The 17771-nt window shown below is 68.9% G+C and carries 18 protein-coding genes; 5 read left to right on the forward strand and 13 right to left on the reverse strand.

Annotated elements, in window-relative coordinates; genetic code table 11:
• Nucleotides 1-54 precede the first annotated feature (54 nt).
• The 4 genes from hfq (at nt 55) to ACRWK7_RS11695 (ending at nt 3126) form a co-directional block, all read left to right on the forward strand.
• A complete protein-coding gene (gene hfq, locus ACRWK7_RS11680; RefSeq protein WP_109117366.1) occupies nt 55-303 on the forward strand; it encodes an RNA chaperone Hfq in 249 nt (82 codons plus the stop codon).
• Between the two features lie 64 nt (nt 304-367).
• A complete protein-coding gene (gene hflX / locus ACRWK7_RS11685; protein WP_431856547.1) occupies nt 368-1630 on the forward strand; it encodes a GTPase HflX in 1263 nt (420 codons plus the stop codon).
• Nucleotides 1631-1768: 138 nt separating this feature from the next.
• Nucleotides 1769-2317: a hypothetical protein gene (locus tag ACRWK7_RS11690; protein WP_431856389.1), complete on the forward strand. Its 549-nt coding sequence runs from the start codon at nt 1769-1771 to the stop codon at nt 2315-2317.
• Nucleotides 2314-3126: an inositol monophosphatase family protein gene (locus ACRWK7_RS11695; RefSeq protein ID WP_431856390.1), complete on the forward strand. Its 813-nt coding sequence runs from the start codon at nt 2314-2316 to the stop codon at nt 3124-3126. Before ACRWK7_RS11690 ends, ACRWK7_RS11695 begins: the two co-directional genes overlap by 4 nt.
• Nucleotides 3127-3131: 5 nt before the next feature.
• On the opposite strand, the gene ACRWK7_RS11700 is transcribed toward ACRWK7_RS11695, so the two are convergent.
• Entirely contained in the window at nt 3132-3461 is a 330-nt protein-coding gene (locus ACRWK7_RS11700; RefSeq protein WP_431856391.1) for a YnfA family protein, read from the reverse strand.
• Between the two features lie 12 nt (nt 3462-3473).
• Nucleotides 3474-4280: a nucleoside triphosphate pyrophosphohydrolase gene (gene mazG, locus ACRWK7_RS11705; protein WP_431856392.1), complete on the reverse strand. Its 807-nt coding sequence runs from the start codon at nt 4278-4280 to the stop codon at nt 3474-3476.
• A 285-nt stretch (nt 4281-4565) separates the two neighbouring features.
• Between mazG and ACRWK7_RS11710 the strand changes: the two genes are divergently transcribed.
• Nucleotides 4566-5690 (forward strand): lysozyme inhibitor LprI family protein, encoded by a 1125-nt coding sequence (locus ACRWK7_RS11710; protein ID WP_431856393.1) that lies wholly within the window; start codon nt 4566-4568, stop codon nt 5688-5690.
• 3 nt (nt 5691-5693) lie between these two features.
• On the opposite strand, the gene ACRWK7_RS11715 is transcribed toward ACRWK7_RS11710, so the two are convergent.
• From ACRWK7_RS11715 to ACRWK7_RS11765, 11 genes are all read right to left on the reverse strand, one after another.
• Nucleotides 5694-6461 (reverse strand): MBL fold metallo-hydrolase, encoded by a 768-nt coding sequence (locus ACRWK7_RS11715; RefSeq protein ID WP_431856394.1) that lies wholly within the window; start codon nt 6459-6461, stop codon nt 5694-5696.
• Entirely contained in the window at nt 6461-7258 is a 798-nt protein-coding gene (locus ACRWK7_RS11720) for a TatD family hydrolase (RefSeq protein ID WP_431856395.1), read from the reverse strand. Before ACRWK7_RS11720 ends, ACRWK7_RS11715 begins: the two co-directional genes overlap by 1 nt.
• Nucleotides 7258-8808 carry a methionine--tRNA ligase gene (gene metG / locus ACRWK7_RS11725; RefSeq protein ID WP_431856396.1) on the reverse strand — a complete coding sequence of 517 codons (1551 nt, stop codon included), beginning with the start codon at nt 8806-8808 and terminating at the stop codon, nt 7258-7260. Before metG ends, ACRWK7_RS11720 begins: the two co-directional genes overlap by 1 nt.
• A gap of 33 nt (nt 8809-8841) precedes the next feature.
• Entirely contained in the window at nt 8842-9960 is a 1119-nt protein-coding gene (locus tag ACRWK7_RS11730) for a DNA polymerase III subunit delta' (RefSeq protein ID WP_431856397.1), read from the reverse strand.
• Nucleotides 9961-10030: 70 nt separating this feature from the next.
• Nucleotides 10031-10477, reverse strand: a complete 447-nt coding sequence (locus ACRWK7_RS11735; protein ID WP_431856398.1) for a DUF2147 domain-containing protein — start codon at nt 10475-10477, stop codon at nt 10031-10033.
• A 30-nt stretch (nt 10478-10507) separates the two neighbouring features.
• Nucleotides 10508-11143: a dTMP kinase gene (gene tmk / locus ACRWK7_RS11740; RefSeq protein WP_431856399.1), complete on the reverse strand. Its 636-nt coding sequence runs from the start codon at nt 11141-11143 to the stop codon at nt 10508-10510.
• Nucleotides 11140-12294 carry a D-alanyl-D-alanine carboxypeptidase family protein gene (locus tag ACRWK7_RS11745; protein ID WP_431856400.1) on the reverse strand — a complete coding sequence of 385 codons (1155 nt, stop codon included), beginning with the start codon at nt 12292-12294 and terminating at the stop codon, nt 11140-11142. Before ACRWK7_RS11745 ends, tmk begins: the two co-directional genes overlap by 4 nt.
• A gap of 46 nt (nt 12295-12340) precedes the next feature.
• Nucleotides 12341-13282: a septal ring lytic transglycosylase RlpA family protein gene (locus ACRWK7_RS11750; protein ID WP_431856401.1), complete on the reverse strand. Its 942-nt coding sequence runs from the start codon at nt 13280-13282 to the stop codon at nt 12341-12343.
• A gap of 107 nt (nt 13283-13389) precedes the next feature.
• On the reverse strand, nt 13390-14229 hold the full coding sequence (locus ACRWK7_RS11755; RefSeq protein WP_431856402.1) for a YdcF family protein: 840 nt from the start codon (nt 14227-14229) through the stop codon (nt 13390-13392).
• 96 nt (nt 14230-14325) lie between these two features.
• The gene (locus ACRWK7_RS11760) at nt 14326-16971 is read right to left on the reverse strand and encodes a valine--tRNA ligase (protein WP_431856403.1); all 2646 of its coding nucleotides are present in this window, start codon (nt 16969-16971) and stop codon (nt 14326-14328) included.
• Nucleotides 16972-17005: 34 nt separating this feature from the next.
• The gene (locus ACRWK7_RS11765; protein ID WP_431856404.1) at nt 17006-17668 is read right to left on the reverse strand and encodes a DUF2497 domain-containing protein; all 663 of its coding nucleotides are present in this window, start codon (nt 17666-17668) and stop codon (nt 17006-17008) included.
• Nucleotides 17669-17771: the final 103 nt, after the last annotated feature.

Here is a 17771-nt window from a genome sequence, read left to right on the forward strand (position 1 = left end):
GGGAGTGGGCTCTTGAGGAGCCCCAATAAACATTGAAGAAGGGGGCACACCGACATGTCTGAAAAAAGCCAGAATGTGCAGGACGTCTTTCTCAACCACGTCCGAAAGAACAAGACTCCCGTGACGGTCTTCCTGGTGAATGGCGTCAAGCTTCAGGGCATCATCACCTGGTTCGACAACTTCTCTGTCCTGCTGCGGCGGGACGCGCATTCGCAGCTGGTCTACAAGCACGCGATCTCCACCGTGATGCCGGCGCATCCGATCCAGCTCTTCGAACCGCCCAAGGAAGGTGAAGGCAATTAACGGCTTCTCGAACGGTACGCCGCCCGGCGGCGACTCCCGCGAATCGCACGGCTCCGGCCGCGCCATCGTCGTTCACCCGGTGCTCCGCGACGCCCACGAGGCGCCGCGCGCGCCGGAGGCTTGCCTGGAAGAGGCCGTCGGCCTCGCCAAGGCCATCGAGCTGGAGGTCGTGTACGCCGAGTGCGCGCGCGTCAGCCGGCCGCATCCCTCCACGCTGCTCGGTTCCGGCACCGTGGAGCACCTCGCCCAAGTGGTGGAGGAGAGCGAAGCGACGCTGGTCGTCATCGATCACGCGCTCAGCCCGGTGCAGCAGCGCAACCTGGAGAAGGGCGTCAAGGCCAAGGTCATCGACCGCACCGGCCTGATCCTGGAAATCTTCGGCGCCCGCGCCCGCACCCGCGAAGGCCAGTTGCAGGTCGAGCTGGCGTCGCTGACCTACCAGAAGTCGCGCCTCGTGCGGTCGTGGACCCACCTGGAACGCCAGCGCGGCGGTTTCGGCTTCCTCGGCGGCCCCGGCGAATCGCAGCTGGAAATGGACCGCCGCCTGATCGGCGACCGCATCATCAAGATCAAGAAGGAACTCGAGGACGTCCGGCGCACCCGCGGCCTGCACCGCAAGGCGCGCGCCAAGGTGCCGTACCCGGTGGTGGCGCTGGTCGGCTACACCAACGCCGGCAAGTCCACGCTGTTCAACCGGCTGGCCAACGCCGACGTGTTTGCCAAGGACCTGCTGTTCGCCACGCTGGACCCCACCATGCGGCAGGTGACTCTGCCGTCCGGGCGCAAGGTGATCCTGTCGGACACGGTGGGCTTCATCTCCGACCTGCCGCACCATCTGGTCGAGGCGTTCCGCGCCACGCTGGAGGAGGTCGACGGAGCCGACATCATCCTGCACGTCCGGGACATCTCGCATCCGGACACCGAGGCGCAACGCGACGACGTCTCCTCGGTGCTGCGCGACATTGGCATCGACCCGGAGACCGACGACCGCGTCGTCGAGGTGCTGAACAAGATCGACTGCCTGGATGCGGAGGAGCGCGACGCTCTCGCCGCCCAGGTCCGGCGCGACCCGCGGCAGGTGTGCGTGTCGGCGCTGACGGGGCAGGGGATCGAGGCGCTGGACGCGCTGCTCGACCAGCGTATGAACCGCGGCCGGCACGTGGTGGACCTGTCCATCGACCTCGGCAACGGCGCTGCGCTGGCGTGGCTGTACGACCGTGGCGAAGTGCTGGAGCGCCGCGACGACGAGGCGCACGCGCATCTTCACGTGGCGCTCGACCCGGCCGATCTGGCGCGCTTCGAAAAGCGCTTCTCGGCGGAAGCGTAATTTCCCTTCGTCGTGGCCGGCGCTTGTCCCGGGCATGACGGTTGATGAAGAAGGGCAGGGGGCATGGATTTGTCCGTGGCGGCGGCGGCGTGCCGGTTCCATAATGGCCGCCGACGCTTCTTGCTTGTGACTCCTCCCGTGCGCGTGCTCCTCGCCCTGCTCCTGCTGCTCACCACGGTGCCGGCGTTCGCCCAGGATGCGGACGATTCGCCGGAACCGCCGCTGCCCAAGGCGCCACCGGAAATGCCGCTGGCGTCTGCGGCTCCGATTGTCCTCGGACCTGACCCACGCGAGCTGCTGGTCGAGCAGTGCAAGGACGAGGACTTCGTCGAGTGCTTCAAGAAGTGGCGCCCGCCGCCGCCTCCCGCGCCGCCGCCGGAGCCCGAGAAGAAGGAAGCCAAGGCGGCCGAACCGCCTGCACCGCCCGATCCCAACGCGCCGCGCGAACCCGCCGTGGGCGGCCCGCTGGTCGGCCCGCCGCCGGAGCCGAATCCCGCGGCCGATCAGGCCACCTACGACGCGCTCGTCAAGGCGATGAAGGAGGCGGGGCTGGACGGCAAGGTGACGCTCCCCGGCCCGCCGCAGGACGGCAGCGCCACCATGGAACTGGCTCCTCCAAAGCCTGTTGCCCCGAAACCGCCCACCGGCAAATCCGATCCCAAACAGAAGACCCCGGCCAAACCGTGACCCGCACTCCGCTGCCCGACCTCGACCGCGTCACAGCCCTGATCCGGGAGGTCGCGGAGAGCGAGATCCTTCCGTATTTCCGCCAGCTCTCGACGGAGGACATCCGCCAGAAGACCGGCCCGACCGACTTGGTGACCGTTGCCGACGAGGCCGCCGAACGCGCGCTCTCCCCGCGCCTGCGCGACCTCGTGGCCGGCAGCACCGTGGTGGGCGAGGAGGCGGTGGCGGCCGACCCGGCGGTGCTGAAGCGGGTCTTCGGCGATGAGCCGGTGTGGATCATCGACCCCATCGACGGCACCATCAACTTTGCCGGCGGCAACCCGACCTTCGCGGTGATGGTGGCCTACGTGCGGGGTGGGAAGACGCTGGCCGGCTGGATCCACGACCCGTGCACGGGCCGCACCGCGGTCGGCGCGAAGGGGCAGGGCGCTTGGCTGGACGGCCGCCGGCTCCGTGTGGCGGCTCCGGTGCCGGTGGCGGAGATGGTCGGCGCGCTGTCCGTCCGCTACGCCGACGAGGTGACCACCGCTCGCCTGAACGCGCGCAAGCCGGCCGTGAAGGAGGTCGTCTGCCTCGCCTGTGCCGCGCACGAATACCTGCGCCTGCTGGACGGCGTGGCCCACTTCTCGGTGTACCACAAGCTGATGCCGTGGGATCACGCCGCCGGCATGCTGCTGCACGCGGAGGCCGGCGGTTACGCAGCGCTGGTGGACGGCCGTCCCTACGCTCCCACGGTTCTGGAGGGCAGCGTGATGATCGCCCCAGACCGCGACAGCTGGACCGCGTTGCACGGCACGCTCTACGGCTGAGCGCGTCAGGTGCTGCGCGGGGCGAACAGGATCACCGCGGCGCCGAGCAGGCAGGCGGCCGCGCCGGCCAGATCCCAGCGGTCGGGCCGGCTGCCTTCGACCGCCCACAGCCACGCCAGCGAGGCGGTGATGTAGACGCCGCCATAGGCCGCGTAGGCGCGCCCGGCGAAGGCGGCGTCCACCCGCGTGAGCAGCCACGCGAACAGCGTCAGGCTGACCAAGCCGGGCAGCAGCCACAGCGCGGATTTACCCAGCCGCAGCCACGCCCAGAACGCGAAGCACCCGGCGATCTCCGCCAGTGCGGCGCCCGCGTAGATCAGAAGGGCGGTGGCCATGATAGCGAACCGCTACTTCGCTTCCTCGCGTTTGGCCTGCTGCCAAAACGCCTCCATCTCGTCGAGCGTGGCGTCGGCGGGCTTCCGGCCCTGCTGGCCGAGCAGGTCCTCGATCCGATGGAAGCGGCGCTCGAACTTGGCGTTGGTGCCGCGCAGCGCACTTTCCGGATCGACCTCCAGCCGGCGGGCGAGGTTGACCAGGGCGAACAGCAGGTCCCCCAGCTCGTCGGCGACGCGCTCCTGGGCGGCACCGCCGTCGATCTCCGCGCGCAGTTCGCCGACTTCCTCCTCGATCTTGTCGAGGATGTCGCGGGCGTCGGTCCAGTCGAAGCCGACGCGCGCCGCGCGCTTCTGCAGCTTCAGCGCGCGGGTGAGGGCAGGGAGGCCGGCGATCACCCCGTCCAACGCCGAGGGCGGGGCCTGCCCCTGCGCCGCGGCCTTGGCGGCGCGCTCGGCCGCCTTGTGCTCTTCCCAGCGGGAGGTCTGGTGTTCGGCCGTGCGGATCTCCTCGGAGCCGAAGACGTGCGGGTGGCGGCTGATCATCTTGTCGGCGATCACCCCGGCGACTTCCTCGAAGTCGAACAGGCCTTCCTCGCGCGCGAACTGGCTGTAGTAGACGACCTGGAACAGCAGGTCGCCCAGTTCCTCGCGCAACGCCGTCATGTCGCCTTTCTCGATGGCGTCGGCGACCTCGTAGGCCTCCTCGATCGTGTGCGGCGCGATGGTCCGGTAGGTCTGCTCGAGATCCCAGGGGCAGCCGCCCTGCGGGTCGCGCAAGCGGGCCATGATGTGGAGCAGGCGGTCAATGTTGCGGGCCATGGTCAGCTCTGAGGTTTCAGGTCTGGGGAACGGGCGGGGAACCGACCTTATCCGACCGGCGTGTCGCGTGAAAGCTCGTCGCCCGACATGCGAATAAAAATCGTATAAGATATATTATGGAAATAAATGTGAAGGGTGAGTAGGGCGGTGCGCGCTTCCCGTGGCGGCCGGTGTTGGTTAAGCTCCGCCGTCCCTCTCCGCAAGCGCGGTCCTCCTTCCATGACACGTTCACCGCTCCCCTGGTTCCCAGGCCTCGTTCTCGCGCTCTGCGCCGTGGCGGCGCCCGTGCACGCCCAGGGACTCGACTGCCGCAAGCCATCGAGCGCCGTGGCGCGCACGGTGTGCGGCAACGCCGACCTTCGGGCGCGTGACGAGCAGCTGGCCGAGGCGTTCGGCACGCTCGTCGCCTACACGCCGCGCACGGACCACGACGCGCTCAAGCGGACGCAGTCGGCGTGGCTGGCCGAGCGCGACCGCACCTGCGACGACAAGGCCAAGGCGAAGGCTTGCACGGCGCTCTACGAGAAGCGCAGCGAGGATGTGGCGACGCAGTCCCAGGCGGCGCAGAAGCGCTTGGCCTCGGTGGCTGCCGGCATCCCCAAGGATCCGAAGGCCGCCGCGGGCACGCTGCAGCGCTACGACGGTGCGGCGGCCAAGGCATGGCTGGTCTACCTGTACCACACCGGCACGGTGGCGGTGCCCGACAAGGACGCGGAGATCGGCCGGCTGACGCGCGAGATCCTCGAGCGCGATCTCACGAACGACCGCGAACTCCTTGAAGAAATGAGAACAATCGGCGACGTCGCAAAGGCGGACACCACGGGCGTGCTGCTGTTCCTGCGCCACGCGCTGTCCACCACCGAGCTGGATGCGCCATGCTTCCTGTTCACCAAGCACGGTCTGTCCGCCTTCGAGGCGTTCGGACCGTTCTGGGGCGGCAGCCGCGACGACACGCCGGAGCTGTGCCACGACGTGCCCTCCATCTACGACCTGCCGGAATGGAAGAAGCTGGCTGCGCTGATGGAGCCGACCACCGGGCCGGGGCCGGAATTCACCATCCGGAGCGCTTACGACCGGCAGTTCGCCATCGACACCCTGCAAGCCTCGATGGCGCCGGGAACGCTGCTGGAGGCGCCGCGCTCGCCCGAGGCGAAGAAGGCGGCCGAGGCGCGCGACAAGGCGGTCGCCGCCTTCCGCGGCTGGAAGGACCATCAGGTTTGGCCGGAGGCGCAGCAGAAGGCCGCCGCCGCTGCCCTGCCCTCCGCGATCGCCGCCACATCAAAGCTTTATCAGGAAAACTTCAAGTTACCCACGAAGACCGCCGAGCAGGCCGCCCGCGCCGCCGCAGACCGCTTCATCGCCGGCCGCATGGCCGTGCTGGTGCCGGAAGACGTGATGGACGACGAATAAGCGTCAGAGATCGATGACCAAGCCGTCGTACGCCGGTTCGACGCCCGGCGGCAGGATCCGCCGCACGGCTTCATAGTCCATGGTCTGGTTCATGTGCGTGAGGTAGGCCCGCTTCGGCTTCACGCGCTCGATCCATTCCAGCGTCTGCGCGAGGTGCGAGTGCACGGGGTGCGGAGGCTCGACCCGTACACAGTCCACGATCCAGACCTCGGCGCCCTCCAGCGCCGCGAAGGCCGCGTCGTCCAACCGCACCACGTCGGTGGAATAAGCGAAGCGGCCGAACCGGAAGCCCAGCGTCGGCATCCAGCCGTGATCCTGCACGAAGGGCACCACCGGCACCCCGGCCACCTCGAACGGCCCGTCGATGGCGTGCGGCACCAGGACCGGCCGGTAGATCGGATCGCCCGGATTCAGCGGCACGAAGGCGTAGTCGAAGCGCCGGGCGATGTCCTCCAGATGCTTGGCCATGCCGAAGACCGGCAACGGCGCCTGCATGAGGCGGCAGATTTCGCGCAACTCGTCCAGGCCGTGCGCGTGGTCGGCGTGGTTGTGCGTCCACAGCACAGCGTCCAGGCGCTTCACCTCGGCGTCGAGGAGCTGCTGGCGGAGGTCCGGCGAGGTGTCGACCAGGAGGCCCGCCCCACCCTGCTCCACCAGGATCGACGCGCGTGTCCGGCGGTTCTTCGGGTTGGTCGGGTCGCAGTCCCCCCACTGGTTGCCGATGACCGGCACCCCCGACGAGCCGCCGCAGCCGAGGACGGTGACGCGCATCAGGCGCCCCCCGGACCGGGCCGGGGAACGCGATCGAACAGCTGGAAGAAGTTGTCGGTGGTGATCCGCGCCATCTCCTCGGCCGCCACGCCCTTGACCGCGGCGACCGCAGCGGCGGTGTGCGCAACGTAGGCCGGCTCGTTCCGCTTGCCGCGGTAGGGCATGGGGGCGAGGTAGGGCGCGTCGGTCTCGACCAGGATACGGTCGAGCGGCACGTCCTTGACGATGGCGCGCAGATCGTCGGACTTCTTGAACGTGACGATCCCGGACAGCGACAAGGAAAATCCGAAATCGAGAGCGTCTTCAGCTACTTGCCGGCCAGAGCTGAAGCAATGCAGCAAGCCCTTCACCGGCTGCCCCGCAGCCTCCTCGCGGACGATGCGCATGATGTCGTCGTCGGCGTCGCGGGTGTGGATGATCAACGGCAGTCCCGTGTTCATGGCCGCGCGGATGTGCAGGCGGAAGCACGCCTGCTGCACGTCGCGCGGGCTCATGTCGTAGTAGTAGTCGAGGCCCGTCTCGCCGATGCCGATCACCTTGGGGTGCTTGGCCAGCTCGACCAGCCGCGCGACCGAGACGCCGGCCATCTCCTCCTGCGCCTGGTGCGGATGGACGCCGAGCGAGCAGTAGACGTCCGGGAAGCGTTCGGCGACGGCCAGCACGCGCTCGAACCGGGTCAGGTAGGTGCAGATGGTGACCATCCGCCCCACCCCGGCCGCCCTCGCCCGCTCGACGACGGCGTCCAGCTCCTCGGCGAAATCCGGGAAGTCCAGGTGACAGTGGCTATCGACCAGCATCAGGCCTTCGGCTCCTCGACGAAGCGCGGGAACACGCCCTGCGGCGCGGGCAGCGGCGTGCCGCCCTTCAGCGCGCCGGCCGAGCCCAGGTTGCCGAAGCCGCGCTCGTCCTCCCCCTGCCCCAGTTGCTCCAGGATCTTCGCCGAGGCCGCCGGCATCACCGGCTGCGTCAGGATGGCAAGGTGGCGGATCGTCTCGGCCAGCACATACAATACCGTGCCCATGCGCGGCGGGTCGGTCTTCTTCAGCGCCCAGGGCGCCTGCTCGTCCACGTAGCGGTTGGCGTCGCCGATGACGGCCCAGATGGCGTCCAGGGCCTTATGGAAGGCCTGCACGTCGATCTCCGTCCGCACCACCGGCAGCAGCGCGTGCGCGGCACCCAGAAGGCGGTTGTCGGCCTCGGTGAACGGGCCCGGCTGTGGCACCTGGGCGCCGCAGTTCTTGTTGATCATCGACAGCACGCGCTGGACCAGGTTGCCGTAATCGTTGGCGAGGTTGCCGTTGATCCGCTGCACCATGGCGGCGTGGCTGAAGTCGCCGTCGTTGCCGAACGGCACCTCGCGCAGCAGGAAGTAGCGCGTCTGGTCGAGGCCGTAGGTCGTCACCAACTGCTCGGGCGCGATGACGTTGCCGAGCGACTTGGACATCTTCTGCCCCTCGATCGTCCACCAGCCGTGCGCGAAGACGCGCTTCGGCGGCTGCAGCCCGGCGGCCATGAGGAAGGCCGGCCAGTACACGGCGTGGAAGCGCAGGATGTCCTTGCCGACCATGTGAAGGTCGGCCGGCCAGTACTTGGCGTATTCGCCGGCCGTGTCGGGATAGCCGACGGCGGTGATGTAGTTGGTCAGCGCGTCCAGCCAGACGTACATGATGTGCGCGTCATCACCGGGCACCGGGATGCCCCACTTGAACGTGGTGCGGCTGACCGACAGGTCCTTCAGGCCGGACTTGACGAAGGAGACGACCTCGTTGCGCTTGCCGGGCGGCAGGATGAAGTTGGGGTTCTTTTCGTAGAACTCCAGCAGGCGGTCCTGCCACGCGGACAGGCGGAAGAAGTAGCTGGGCTCCTCCACCCACTCGCACTCGGCGCCCGTCGGGGCGATCTTCTTGCCGGTGGGCGTGGTGGTCAGCTCGTCCTCGCCATAGAACGCCTCGTCGCGCACCGAGTACCAGCCGGCGTAGCTGCCGAGGTAGATCTCGCCGGCGTCCAGCAGCGTCTTCCACAGCGCCTGCACCGACGCGACGTGGCGCGGCTCGGTCGTGCGGATGAAGTCGTCGTTGGAGTAGTTCATCACCCCGACAAGGTCGCGGAAGTTCTGCGACACCCGGTCGGTGAAGGCCTGCGGCGCGATGCCGGCGGCCTGCGCCGACTTCTCGACCTTCTGGCCGTGCTCGTCGGTGCCGGTGAGGAACTTGACGTCGAAGCCGTCCAGCCGCTTGAAGCGGGCGAGCACGTCGCAGGCCAGCGTCGTGTACGCGTGCCCGATGTGCGGCACGTCGTTCACATAGTAGATCGGCGTCGTCAGGTAATAGGTCTTCGACCCGGCCATGGTCGGTGCACTCCCGAATGTGCTCAGCACTGGTTAGGTGGCCGCCGCCTCGAGGGTGGACAAGGCGTTCAGCACCACCTGCTTGCGATCCAGATTTGCGGATTCCGCGCGCGCGAAAAGGCGCCCGATCTTTTCCCACACCTCCACCCAGCGATCAAGGCTGCGGGCGTGGGCCAAGCGGGTCATCAACGCGGCTTCGCCCGGCACCACCTCCGCCGGCCAAGCGCCGCGTGCCAGGGCACGGGCGAAGCGGGCCAGCCACCACACCAGCAAGTCGGTGGCTGTTTCGTACAGGCCGTCATCCTGCTTGCGGGTCAGCTTGTCGCCGAAGGCGTGCGCAGCGGGGATGTCGAGCTTCGGCAGCGAGCCGAGCAGCCCAATCAGCTCGCGGTACAGACCGAGCCCGCCGGCGTCCGCCAGCGCGATGGCGCGCCCGATGGACCCCTCGGCCAAGCGCGCCAGCGCGGATCGGTCGTCCTCCGCCACCTCCGGCCGGTGCTGCGCCAGCAGGCCGACCACTGCGTCCTCGGCCAGCGGATTCAGCGCCAGCTTGCGGCAGCGCGAGCGGATGGTCGGCAGCATCCCGCCGGGGTTGTCCGAAACCAGCAGCAGCAGGGCGCCGGGCGGCGGTTCCTCCAGGATCTTCAGGATGGCGTTGAGGCCGGCCGTGTTCATGCGGTCGGCGCCGTCGATGACGGCGACGCGCCACCCCTCCTCGGCCGAGGTCTTGCGCAAGAACGGCGCGATCTTGCGCACGTCGTCCACGGCGATGTCACGCTTCATACGGTCGCGCTTCTCGTCCATCTGCCGCTCGACCGTCAGCAGGTCGGCGTGACCGGCGCTGGAGACGCGGCGGAACACCGGGTGCTGTGGGTCGAGGTGCAGCGAGTCCGGCTGCGCGGGCGCGCCGAGCAGGCCGGCGTCGCCACCCTGCCCGCCCTGCGCCAGGACGAAGCGCGCGAAGCGGAAGGCTAGAGTCGCCTTGCCGATTCCTGGCGGCCCGCCGATCAGCCAGGCGTGCGGCAGCCGCCCCGAGTTCCAGGCGGCCAGCAGCGTGCGCTCCGCCTCCGCGTGACCGGTCAGGTGCGGGTTGCGGCGCGGGGCGAGCGCGTCGACCTCGACGGGCTCGGCGGCTTTGGCGGCGCGGCTCACGGGGCGGGTCCTTCAAGCATGTCGGCACAGTGGCGTAATCGCGGTGCGCGACGCAAGTCCCTCTCCCGCCCTACTTGCACCGCTGCTGGCTGGCCGGAGCGCGGGTCCACACCTCGGTGCGGCCGAACAGGGGAATGCCGACATAGCCGCGCAGGCGCAGTTGCTCCGGACTGTCCGGCTCCATGGCGCCGCTGTAGGTGTTGCCGGACTCCGGATCGTAGACCCAGCCCCCCTCCCAGCCCGTCGCCGTCGGCGCGAAGCCCCCGAGCATGGTGATGCCGCACAGGCGGCGGCTGCGCTGCTCGGGCGACGGGTTCTTGCTGTCGAGTCCGGCGTCGGGGCCGGAGCGTTTCTCCAGGTACCAGACCAACCGGCCGCAGGCCTTGGCCCCGCAGGGCTGCACCTCGATGGCAGCCTCGCGGTTGGCGGTCAGCCAGACGCCGAAGGCGTCCTGCGGCGCGGCGGACGCCGGGTTCGCGATAAGAACGGCAAGGACGAGCGGGATCGCTGCACGCATGGGCTCACCTCCGAGCCCACAGGTGGGTACTCAGGTGCCCAGAGTCAGCCGCCGCGTCACCACGTCCAGGATGGCGGCCTGCACCGTCTCCACCGGGTGGGCGGCGTCGATCACCGCGCAGCGCTCGGGCTCGCGCGCCGCGATGTCGAGGAAGCCGCCGCGCAGGCGCGCGTGGAAGCTCAGGTCCATGCGCTCGTAACGGTCCTCGCCGCCGCGCCGGGCATTGGCACGCGCCAGACCGGCCTCCACGGGCAGGTCCAGGATCAGAGTCAGGTCCGGACGGAAATCGCCGAGCGCCACGCGCTGCAGCGCCTCGATGGGCTCGCGCCCAAGCCCGAGGCCGTAGCCCTGGTACGCCATGGTGCTGTCGAAGAAGCGGTCGCACAGCACCCAGCGCCCGGAGTCCAGCGCCGGCCACACCGTGCGCTCAAGATGGTCGCGGCGGGCGGCGGTGTGCAGCAGCGCCTCGGTCATGCCGCCCCAGCGGCCGGTCTCGCCGGAGACCAGCAGGCGGCGGATCTCCTCGGCGCCCGGCGAGCCTCCGGGCTCGCGGGTCAGCACCACGTCGATGCCGCAGGACGCCAGCGAATCCGCCAGCAGGCGGAGCTGGGTGGACTTGCCCGCCCCCTCCCCGCCTTCCAGCGTGACGAACCGGCCGCGCGTCACGAGCCGGCGCCGAACACGAGGTACTTGGCCGCCGCGAACGCACGGCCGACGAAGCCCAGCTTCTCCACGTCGTTGGCGGCGACCACCGGCACCTCCTTGCTGGGCGCGCCGGGGGCGGAGATCACCAGCTTGCCGACCGTGTCGCCCTTCTTGACGGGAGCGGCGACGGGCTGGTTGGCGACCAGCGTCACCTTCATGTTCGCGCGATCGGCGCGCGCCATGGTGACCTTGAGGTCCTTCGGCACGGTCACCGGCACCGTCTTCTGCTCGCCCAGCCAGACCGGCACTTCCTCGATGGCGTCGCCGGCCTTGAACAGGGCGTACGCGTTGAACTCGCGGAAGCCCCATTCCAGCAGGCGGGTGGTTTCGTCGGCGCGCGCCTGCATGGACGGCAGGCCGTTGATCACCAGCACCAGGCGCCGCCCCTCGCGCTCACCCGACGCGGTGAGGCCGTAGCCCGCGATCTCCGTATGCCCGGTCTTCAGGCCATCGACGCCGGCGCTGTTGCGGTACAGCAGCGGGTTGCGGTTGCCCTGCTTGATGCCGTGGTAGGTGAACTCCTTCTCCGAGAACAGGTAGTAGTACTCGGGGAAGTCGCGGATCAGATGCTCCGCCAGGATCGAGAGATCGCGGGCGGTCATGTAGTGGTTCGGATCGGGCCAGCCGGTGGCGTTGATCAGGTTGGTGCTCTTCAGCCCGATTTCCTTCAGACGCTTGTTCATCTTCTCGGCGAAGGCCTGCTCGGAGCCGGCCAGCCCTTCGGCCAGCACGATGCAGGCGTCGTTGCCGGACTGGATGATCACGCCCTTGATGAGGTCGAGCACCTTGATGGTGTTGTTCAGCTCCACGAACATCTTGGAGCCCTGCATGCGCCACGCGCGTTCGCTGACCGGCAGCGTGTGGTCGAACGACAGGCGGCCTTCCTTGAGCGCCTCGAAGACCATGTAGAGGGTCATCAGCTTGCTCATGGACGAGGGCGGCATGCGCTCGTCCGCGTTCTTCTCGAACAGCACCGTGTTGGTCGACAGGTCGACCAGGATGGCCTGCTTGCCGATCGTCTCGATCGTAGCGGCGCGCGCCGTCGGCGCGAGGCCGGCCGCGACCAGCGCGGCCGCCAGCATGGCGGCGAAGCGGATGCGGACAGCGGTCATAGGCACTCCCCTCTCAACCTTCTGAGATTTTCCCGGAACGGGATGATCAATCCACAATGATTTTGGCGTCCGTGAGGCCGGCCTGGAGCACCTGGGCCAGCACGGCGTCCGCCCTCTCCACGCTGTCCAGCGGACCGATGCGCAGGCGCTGCATCGACTGCTTGCCCAGCATCGCCCCGCTGACCTGAGCCGGCTGGCCGAGCGCGCTCACCTGCGCGCGGGCGCGGGCAAGGTTCTGCGCGTTGCCGTAGGACCCGACCTGGACGTAGATCCGGCTGCTGCCGCGGACCGGCAGGTCGACCGAGGCCGGCGCCGGCAGGAAGCGGCGCTCGACCACCGTCCCCGCCACCGTAGTCGGTGGCGGAATCTCGGCGGCGCCGACCTGTCCCTCCCCCTTCGGGCCGGGCGGCAGCGGCGCCAGCGGCCCGGCGCCGGGCAGGCTCGCCACCTCGATCTTGGAGCGCGGCGCCGCCTTGGGCGCCGTGCCGTCGGTTTCGGCGAGGACGGGCGGCGGCGTGCCGGCCCGTGCCGCGGCGGCGATCTGCCGGCTCTCCTCGGCGAGGATCTGCACGCGCAGCTTGGCGGTGCCCGCCGGTTCGAAGCCCAGCAGCCCGGCGGCGCGGCGCGACAGCATGATGATGCGGTTGTTGGTCGCCGGCCCGCGTTCGTTGACGCGCACGACGACCGAGCGGCCGGTGTCCAGGTTGGTCACCCGCGCGAGACTCGGCAGCGGCAGCGTGGGGTGCGCCGCCGTCATCTCGTTCGGGTCGTAGATCTCGCCGTTGGCGGTCGGCTTGCCCGGCGCGTCCGCCCCGTACACCGAGCCGATGCCGGTCTCGTCGTACTTGAAGTCCTCGGAGGGATAGTACCAGACGCCGGCGACCTGGTAGGGCTTGCCGACCCGGTAGACGCCGCTCGTCGGCAGCCCGGAGGCCGGGGGCTCGGGCGCCACGCACGCCGCGAGCGACAGCGCCACGGCGAGCGCCATCGTTCCTCTCAGCATGTGCCCACGGCGCATCGCGCGACCCCTCTAGATCTGGTGGCCGCACTCTAATCGAGTTACCACGCGCCGCCAAGCGGCGGGGCGGCGATGCCTCACGGAAGTCGCACCGCGGCCACGCCCGTTGGCGCAGGTGGTGCCGGCGCCGGGAACAGCGCGTCGGTTCGGTCCATCAGCCGGTAGGCGACGAGTCCAATCCACTCGCGCACGGCCCAGCTCAGCTTGTCCAGATTGCTGTCGAGGTCGAGAATCACATAGGGCTTCATCCCCGGCCGGCTGCGGTAGTCGACGGGATAGGGCAGCACGTCCCAGCCGACGCGTCGGAAGATTCCCACCGACCGCGGCATGTGCCACGCCGACGTGACGAGGATCCAGGTTTCGCCGGGCTTGGGCTCCACCAGATCGCGGCTGAACAGCGCGTTTTCCCAGGTGTTGCGCGACTCGTTCTCGAACAGCACCCGCCCGCTGTCGAAGCCGACTTGGTCGAGCGCCGCGCGCATCACCTCCCCTTCCCGGTACCGGCCGCCGAACAGCGAGCCGGACCCGCCGGTGAAGACCATCCGCGCATCGGGATAGCGCAGCCCCAACTCGGCCGTGGCCAGCACCCGCTCAGCCGCGTCGTTCACCGAGGGCTCGTTGCGTTCGGCCGACAGCGGCGGGTTGAGCGCGCCACCCAAGATAATGATACCATCCACGCGGTTTGGTAGCGCGGGCTTGGCGAATCGATCCTCCAGCGGCCGGATCACCCAGGTGCCGACCGGCAGCGTGGTGAGGATGAAAAAACCAAGCGCGGCGGCGGCCACGATCCGCCGCCCGGCGCGGCGGCGGGAGTCGCGCCGGCTGAACAGCAGCGCCGCGCCGAACGCCAGCAACAGCGCCAGCGCGTTGCCGGGCTGCACGATGCCCCAGAGGACTTTGGAGAGGATGAAGGTCACGGGGGCTCCCCTGCCGAGACGCCGCTTCAAAATAAGGACGTCGACAGGAAATAACAGTCCCTCCCCCAGCGTCGCCGGGGGAGGGCTTCAAGGGTGTTACCCCAGCATCTCCAGCGCCTTCTGCAGCTTGCCGCGGGCTTGGTCGGCAGCCTCGCGGCGGTCGCGCTGTTCCTCGATGACCTCTTCCGGCGCCTTGGCGACGAACTGCTCGTTGCCAAGTTTGGCGTCGATCTTCTTGATCTCGCCGGCCAGCTTCTCGATCTCCTTGGACAGGCGCGCGCGCTCCTTGTCCAGGTCGACGATGCCCTCCAGCGGCAGGATCAGCGTCGCCTCGTCGAGCACCGCCTGCACCGACTGCTTCGGCGCAGCGCCGTCCAGCGGCTCGATGGAGGCCAGACGCGCCATGCGCAGGATCAGGTCGCGGTGGGTGGCGAGCCGCTTGAGGCTCACCGCCCCGGCGTCCTTCAGTTTCAGCTCGATCTGCGCGGCCGGAGGCACGTTCATCTCCGAGCGCATGGAGCGCACCGAGGAGATCAGCCGCACCACCCAGTCCATTTCGGCGCGGGCCGCGGGATCGACGATCTCCGGCCCATACTCCGGCCATGCGGCGGAGATCAGGCGGTTGGCGCGGCCCTCGCCGAGTTGCTGCCACAGCTCCTCGGTGATGTAGGGCATGATCGGGTGCAGCAGGTGCAGCACCTCGTCCAGCACCCAGGCGGTGGTGGCGCGGGTCTCGGCCTTGGCCGCCTCATCCGAACCGTTGAGGATCGGCTTGGTGAACTCCAGGTACCAGTCGCAGAAGGTGCCCCAGATGAACTGGTAGAGCGCGTTCGCCGCTTCGTTGAACTTGTACGCCTCGATGGCGCCGGCAACGCGGTTCGACGTCTCCGCCAGCTCGCCGACGATCCAGCGGTTCACCGTCTGCGTCAGGCCGGTGGGCGTGTAGCCCGCCACCGGCACGGCGCCGTTCATCTGGCAGTAACGCGCGGCGTTCCACAGCTTGGTGGCGAAGTTGCGGTAGCCTTCGACCCGGTTCACCGCCAGCTTGATGTCGCGGCCCTGCGCCGCCATCGCCGACAGCGTGAAGCGCAGCGCGTCGGTGCCGTACTCGCCGATCAGCTCCAGGGGATCGATGACGTTCCCCTTGGACTTCGACATCTTCTGGCCCTTCTCGTCGCGGACCAGGGCATGGATGTAGACGGTGCGGAACGGCACGTCGCCCATGAAGTGCAGGCCCATCATCATCATCCGGGCGACCCAGAAGAAGATGATGTCGAAGCCGGTCACCAGCACGTCGGTGGGGTAGTAGCGCGCCAGTTCCGGCGTCTTCTCCGGCCAGCCGAGCGTCGAGAACGGCCAGAGCGCAGAGGAGAACCACGTGTCGAGCACGTCCGGGTCGCGGGTCAGCTCGACCGGCTTGCCATAGTGCGTCTCGGCGGCGGCCCTGGCGGCGGCCTCGCTCTCCTCGACGAACACCGCACCGTCCGGCCCGTACCACGCCGGGATCTGGTGGCCCCACCAGATCTGGCGGCTGACGCACCAGGGCTGGATGTTGCGCATCCACTCGAAGTAGGTGTTCTCCCACTGCTTGGGCACGAACACGGTCTTGCCGGTCTCCACCGCCTCGATGGCCGGCTTAGCCAGCGTCGCGGCGTCGACATACCACTGGTCGGTCAGCCAGGGCTCGATGGCGACGCCGGAGCGATCACCGTGCGGCACCTTGTGGGTGTGCGGCTCGATCTTCTCCAGCAGCTCCAGCGCTTCCAGGTCGGCGACGACCTTCTTGCGCGCCTCGTAGCGGTCGAGGCCGCGGTACGGCTCCGGCACGGCGTCGGTGAGACGCGCGTCGCGGTCCATGATGTTGATGGCTTCCAGCCCGTGCCGCTTGCCGACCGCGAAGTCGTTGAAGTCGTGCGCCGGGGTGATCTTCACCGCGCCCGAGCCGGTCTCCGGATCGGCATACTCGTCGCCGACGATGGGGATCAGGCGGCCGACCAGCGGCAGGACGACGTTCTTGCCGATCAGGTCCTTGTAGCGCTCGTCCTCCGGGTGCACGGCGACCGCGGTGTCGCCCAGCATCGTCTCCGGACGCGTGGTGGCGACCACGATGAAGCGGCCCGGCTCGCCCTCGATCGGATAGCGGAAGTGCCAGAGGTTGCCCTTGATCTCGCGCTGCTCGACCTCCAGGTCGGAGATCGCGGTGTGCAGCTTCGGGTCCCAGTTGACGAGGCGCTTGTCCTTGTAGAGCAGGCCCTGCCGGTACAGCTCGACGAACACCTTGCGGACGGCGGCGCTTAGGCCCTCGTCCATGGTGAAGCGCTCCTTCGCCCAGTCCGGCGAGGCGCCCAGGCGGCGGAGCTGGCGGGTGATGGTGCCGCCCGACTCGGCCTTCCACTCCCAGACCTTGTCGATGAACTTGTCGCGGCCGAAGTCGTGGCGCGTCTTGCCCTCGGCGGCGAGGTTGCGCTCCACCACCATCTGGGTGGCGATGCCCGCGTGGTCGGTGCCCGGCTGCCACAGCGCGTCCCTGCCGCGCATGCGGTGGTAGCGGGTCAGCACGTCCTGCAGGGTGAAGGTCAGCGCGTGGCCCATGTGCAGGCTGCCGGTGACGTTCGGCGGCGGCATCATGATGGTGTAGGGCGTGCCGTTCGACTGGGTGTTCGCGGCGAAGGCGCCGGACTCCTCCCATTGACGGTAGTGCTTCTCCTCGACCTCGGCCGGGCTGTACGTCTTCTCGAGCATCACTGAAAACTTCCGCTAACGCGTTGACTTGAAATCAAAACTTCTGGGATCGCCGGATCATACGGTCGATTTCCTGCTGAACCAGCCGCTCGACGACGGTGGGCAGGTTCTCGTCCAGCCACTCCTTCAGCAGCGGCTTCAACAGCTCGCGCACGACCTCCTCCACGGTGCGGATGCCGACCGGCATCGGCCCGATGGACAGATCGTCGCCCAGCTCGCGCGCTAGATGCGTGAAGTGCTGCGACGCGTCCTCCGCGGTGCGGCGTGAGATCAGGCCGTCCTGGTCGAACGCCGGCATGCGCGGCGGCGCCGGACGCGGACGCGGCGGCGGCATCTCCGTCACGTCGTCGAAGTCGGGCATCGGCGGCGGGGGCGGCGGACGGCGCGGCGGCGGTGGAGGCGGCGGGGGTTCGTCCATCTCCGCCGGCGGCTCGGGGAACACCGGTTCCTCAGCGCCCCACGGGTCGTCTTCCTCCTCCTCCATCGGCATCGGATGCGGATCGGCCACTTCCGTCAGCTCGAGGACGTCGTCCTCCGGCTCCTCCTCCATCGGTGGAGGGGGTGGCGGCGGCGGCGGCGGCGGCGGCGGCGGCGGCGGAGCCGCGGCGGCGGGGGGCGGGGCTGGTTGTTCGGTCTTGCCTGCGGGTTCGCCGTCCTCGGAAATGATTCGACGAATGGAGGCGAGGATTTCCTCCATCGACGGTTCTTGCTGGCCTTTATCGCTCATCGTGGCAAAACCCGGGACGTCAAGCTCGCCCAACCCTAGGGCAGGATTGGGTAAAAAGCCACAAGACAAAAAC

It is taken from the genome of Azospirillum sp., assembly GCF_050789165.1.

Coding starts and splice junctions, on each gene's coding strand:
- hfq (WP_109117366.1), top strand. CDS start 55: ATGTCTGAAAAAAGCCAGAATGTGCAGGACGTCTTTCTCAACCACGTC.
- ACRWK7_RS11700 (WP_431856391.1), bottom strand. CDS start 3,461: ATGGCCACCGCCCTTCTGATCTACGCGGGCGCCGCACTGGCGGAGATC.
- mazG (WP_431856392.1), bottom strand. CDS start 4,280: ATGGCCCGCAACATTGACCGCCTGCTCCACATCATGGCCCGCTTGCGC.
- ACRWK7_RS11715 (WP_431856394.1), bottom strand. CDS start 6,461: ATGCGCGTCACCGTCCTCGGCTGCGGCGGCTCGTCGGGGGTGCCGGTC.
- ACRWK7_RS11720 (WP_431856395.1), bottom strand. CDS start 7,258: ATGCTGGTCGATAGCCACTGTCACCTGGACTTCCCGGATTTCGCCGAG.
- metG (WP_431856396.1), bottom strand. CDS start 8,808: ATGGCCGGGTCGAAGACCTATTACCTGACGACGCCGATCTACTATGTG.
- ACRWK7_RS11735 (WP_431856398.1), bottom strand. CDS start 10,477: ATGCGTGCAGCGATCCCGCTCGTCCTTGCCGTTCTTATCGCGAACCCG.
- ACRWK7_RS11745 (WP_431856400.1), bottom strand. CDS start 12,294: ATGACCGCTGTCCGCATCCGCTTCGCCGCCATGCTGGCGGCCGCGCTG.
- ACRWK7_RS11750 (WP_431856401.1), bottom strand. CDS start 13,282: ATGGCGCTCGCCGTGGCGCTGTCGCTCGCGGCGTGCGTGGCGCCCGAG.
- ACRWK7_RS11760 (WP_431856403.1), bottom strand. CDS start 16,971: ATGCTCGAGAAGACGTACAGCCCGGCCGAGGTCGAGGAGAAGCACTAC.
- ACRWK7_RS11765 (WP_431856404.1), bottom strand. CDS start 17,668: ATGGAGGAAATCCTCGCCTCCATTCGTCGAATCATTTCCGAGGACGGC.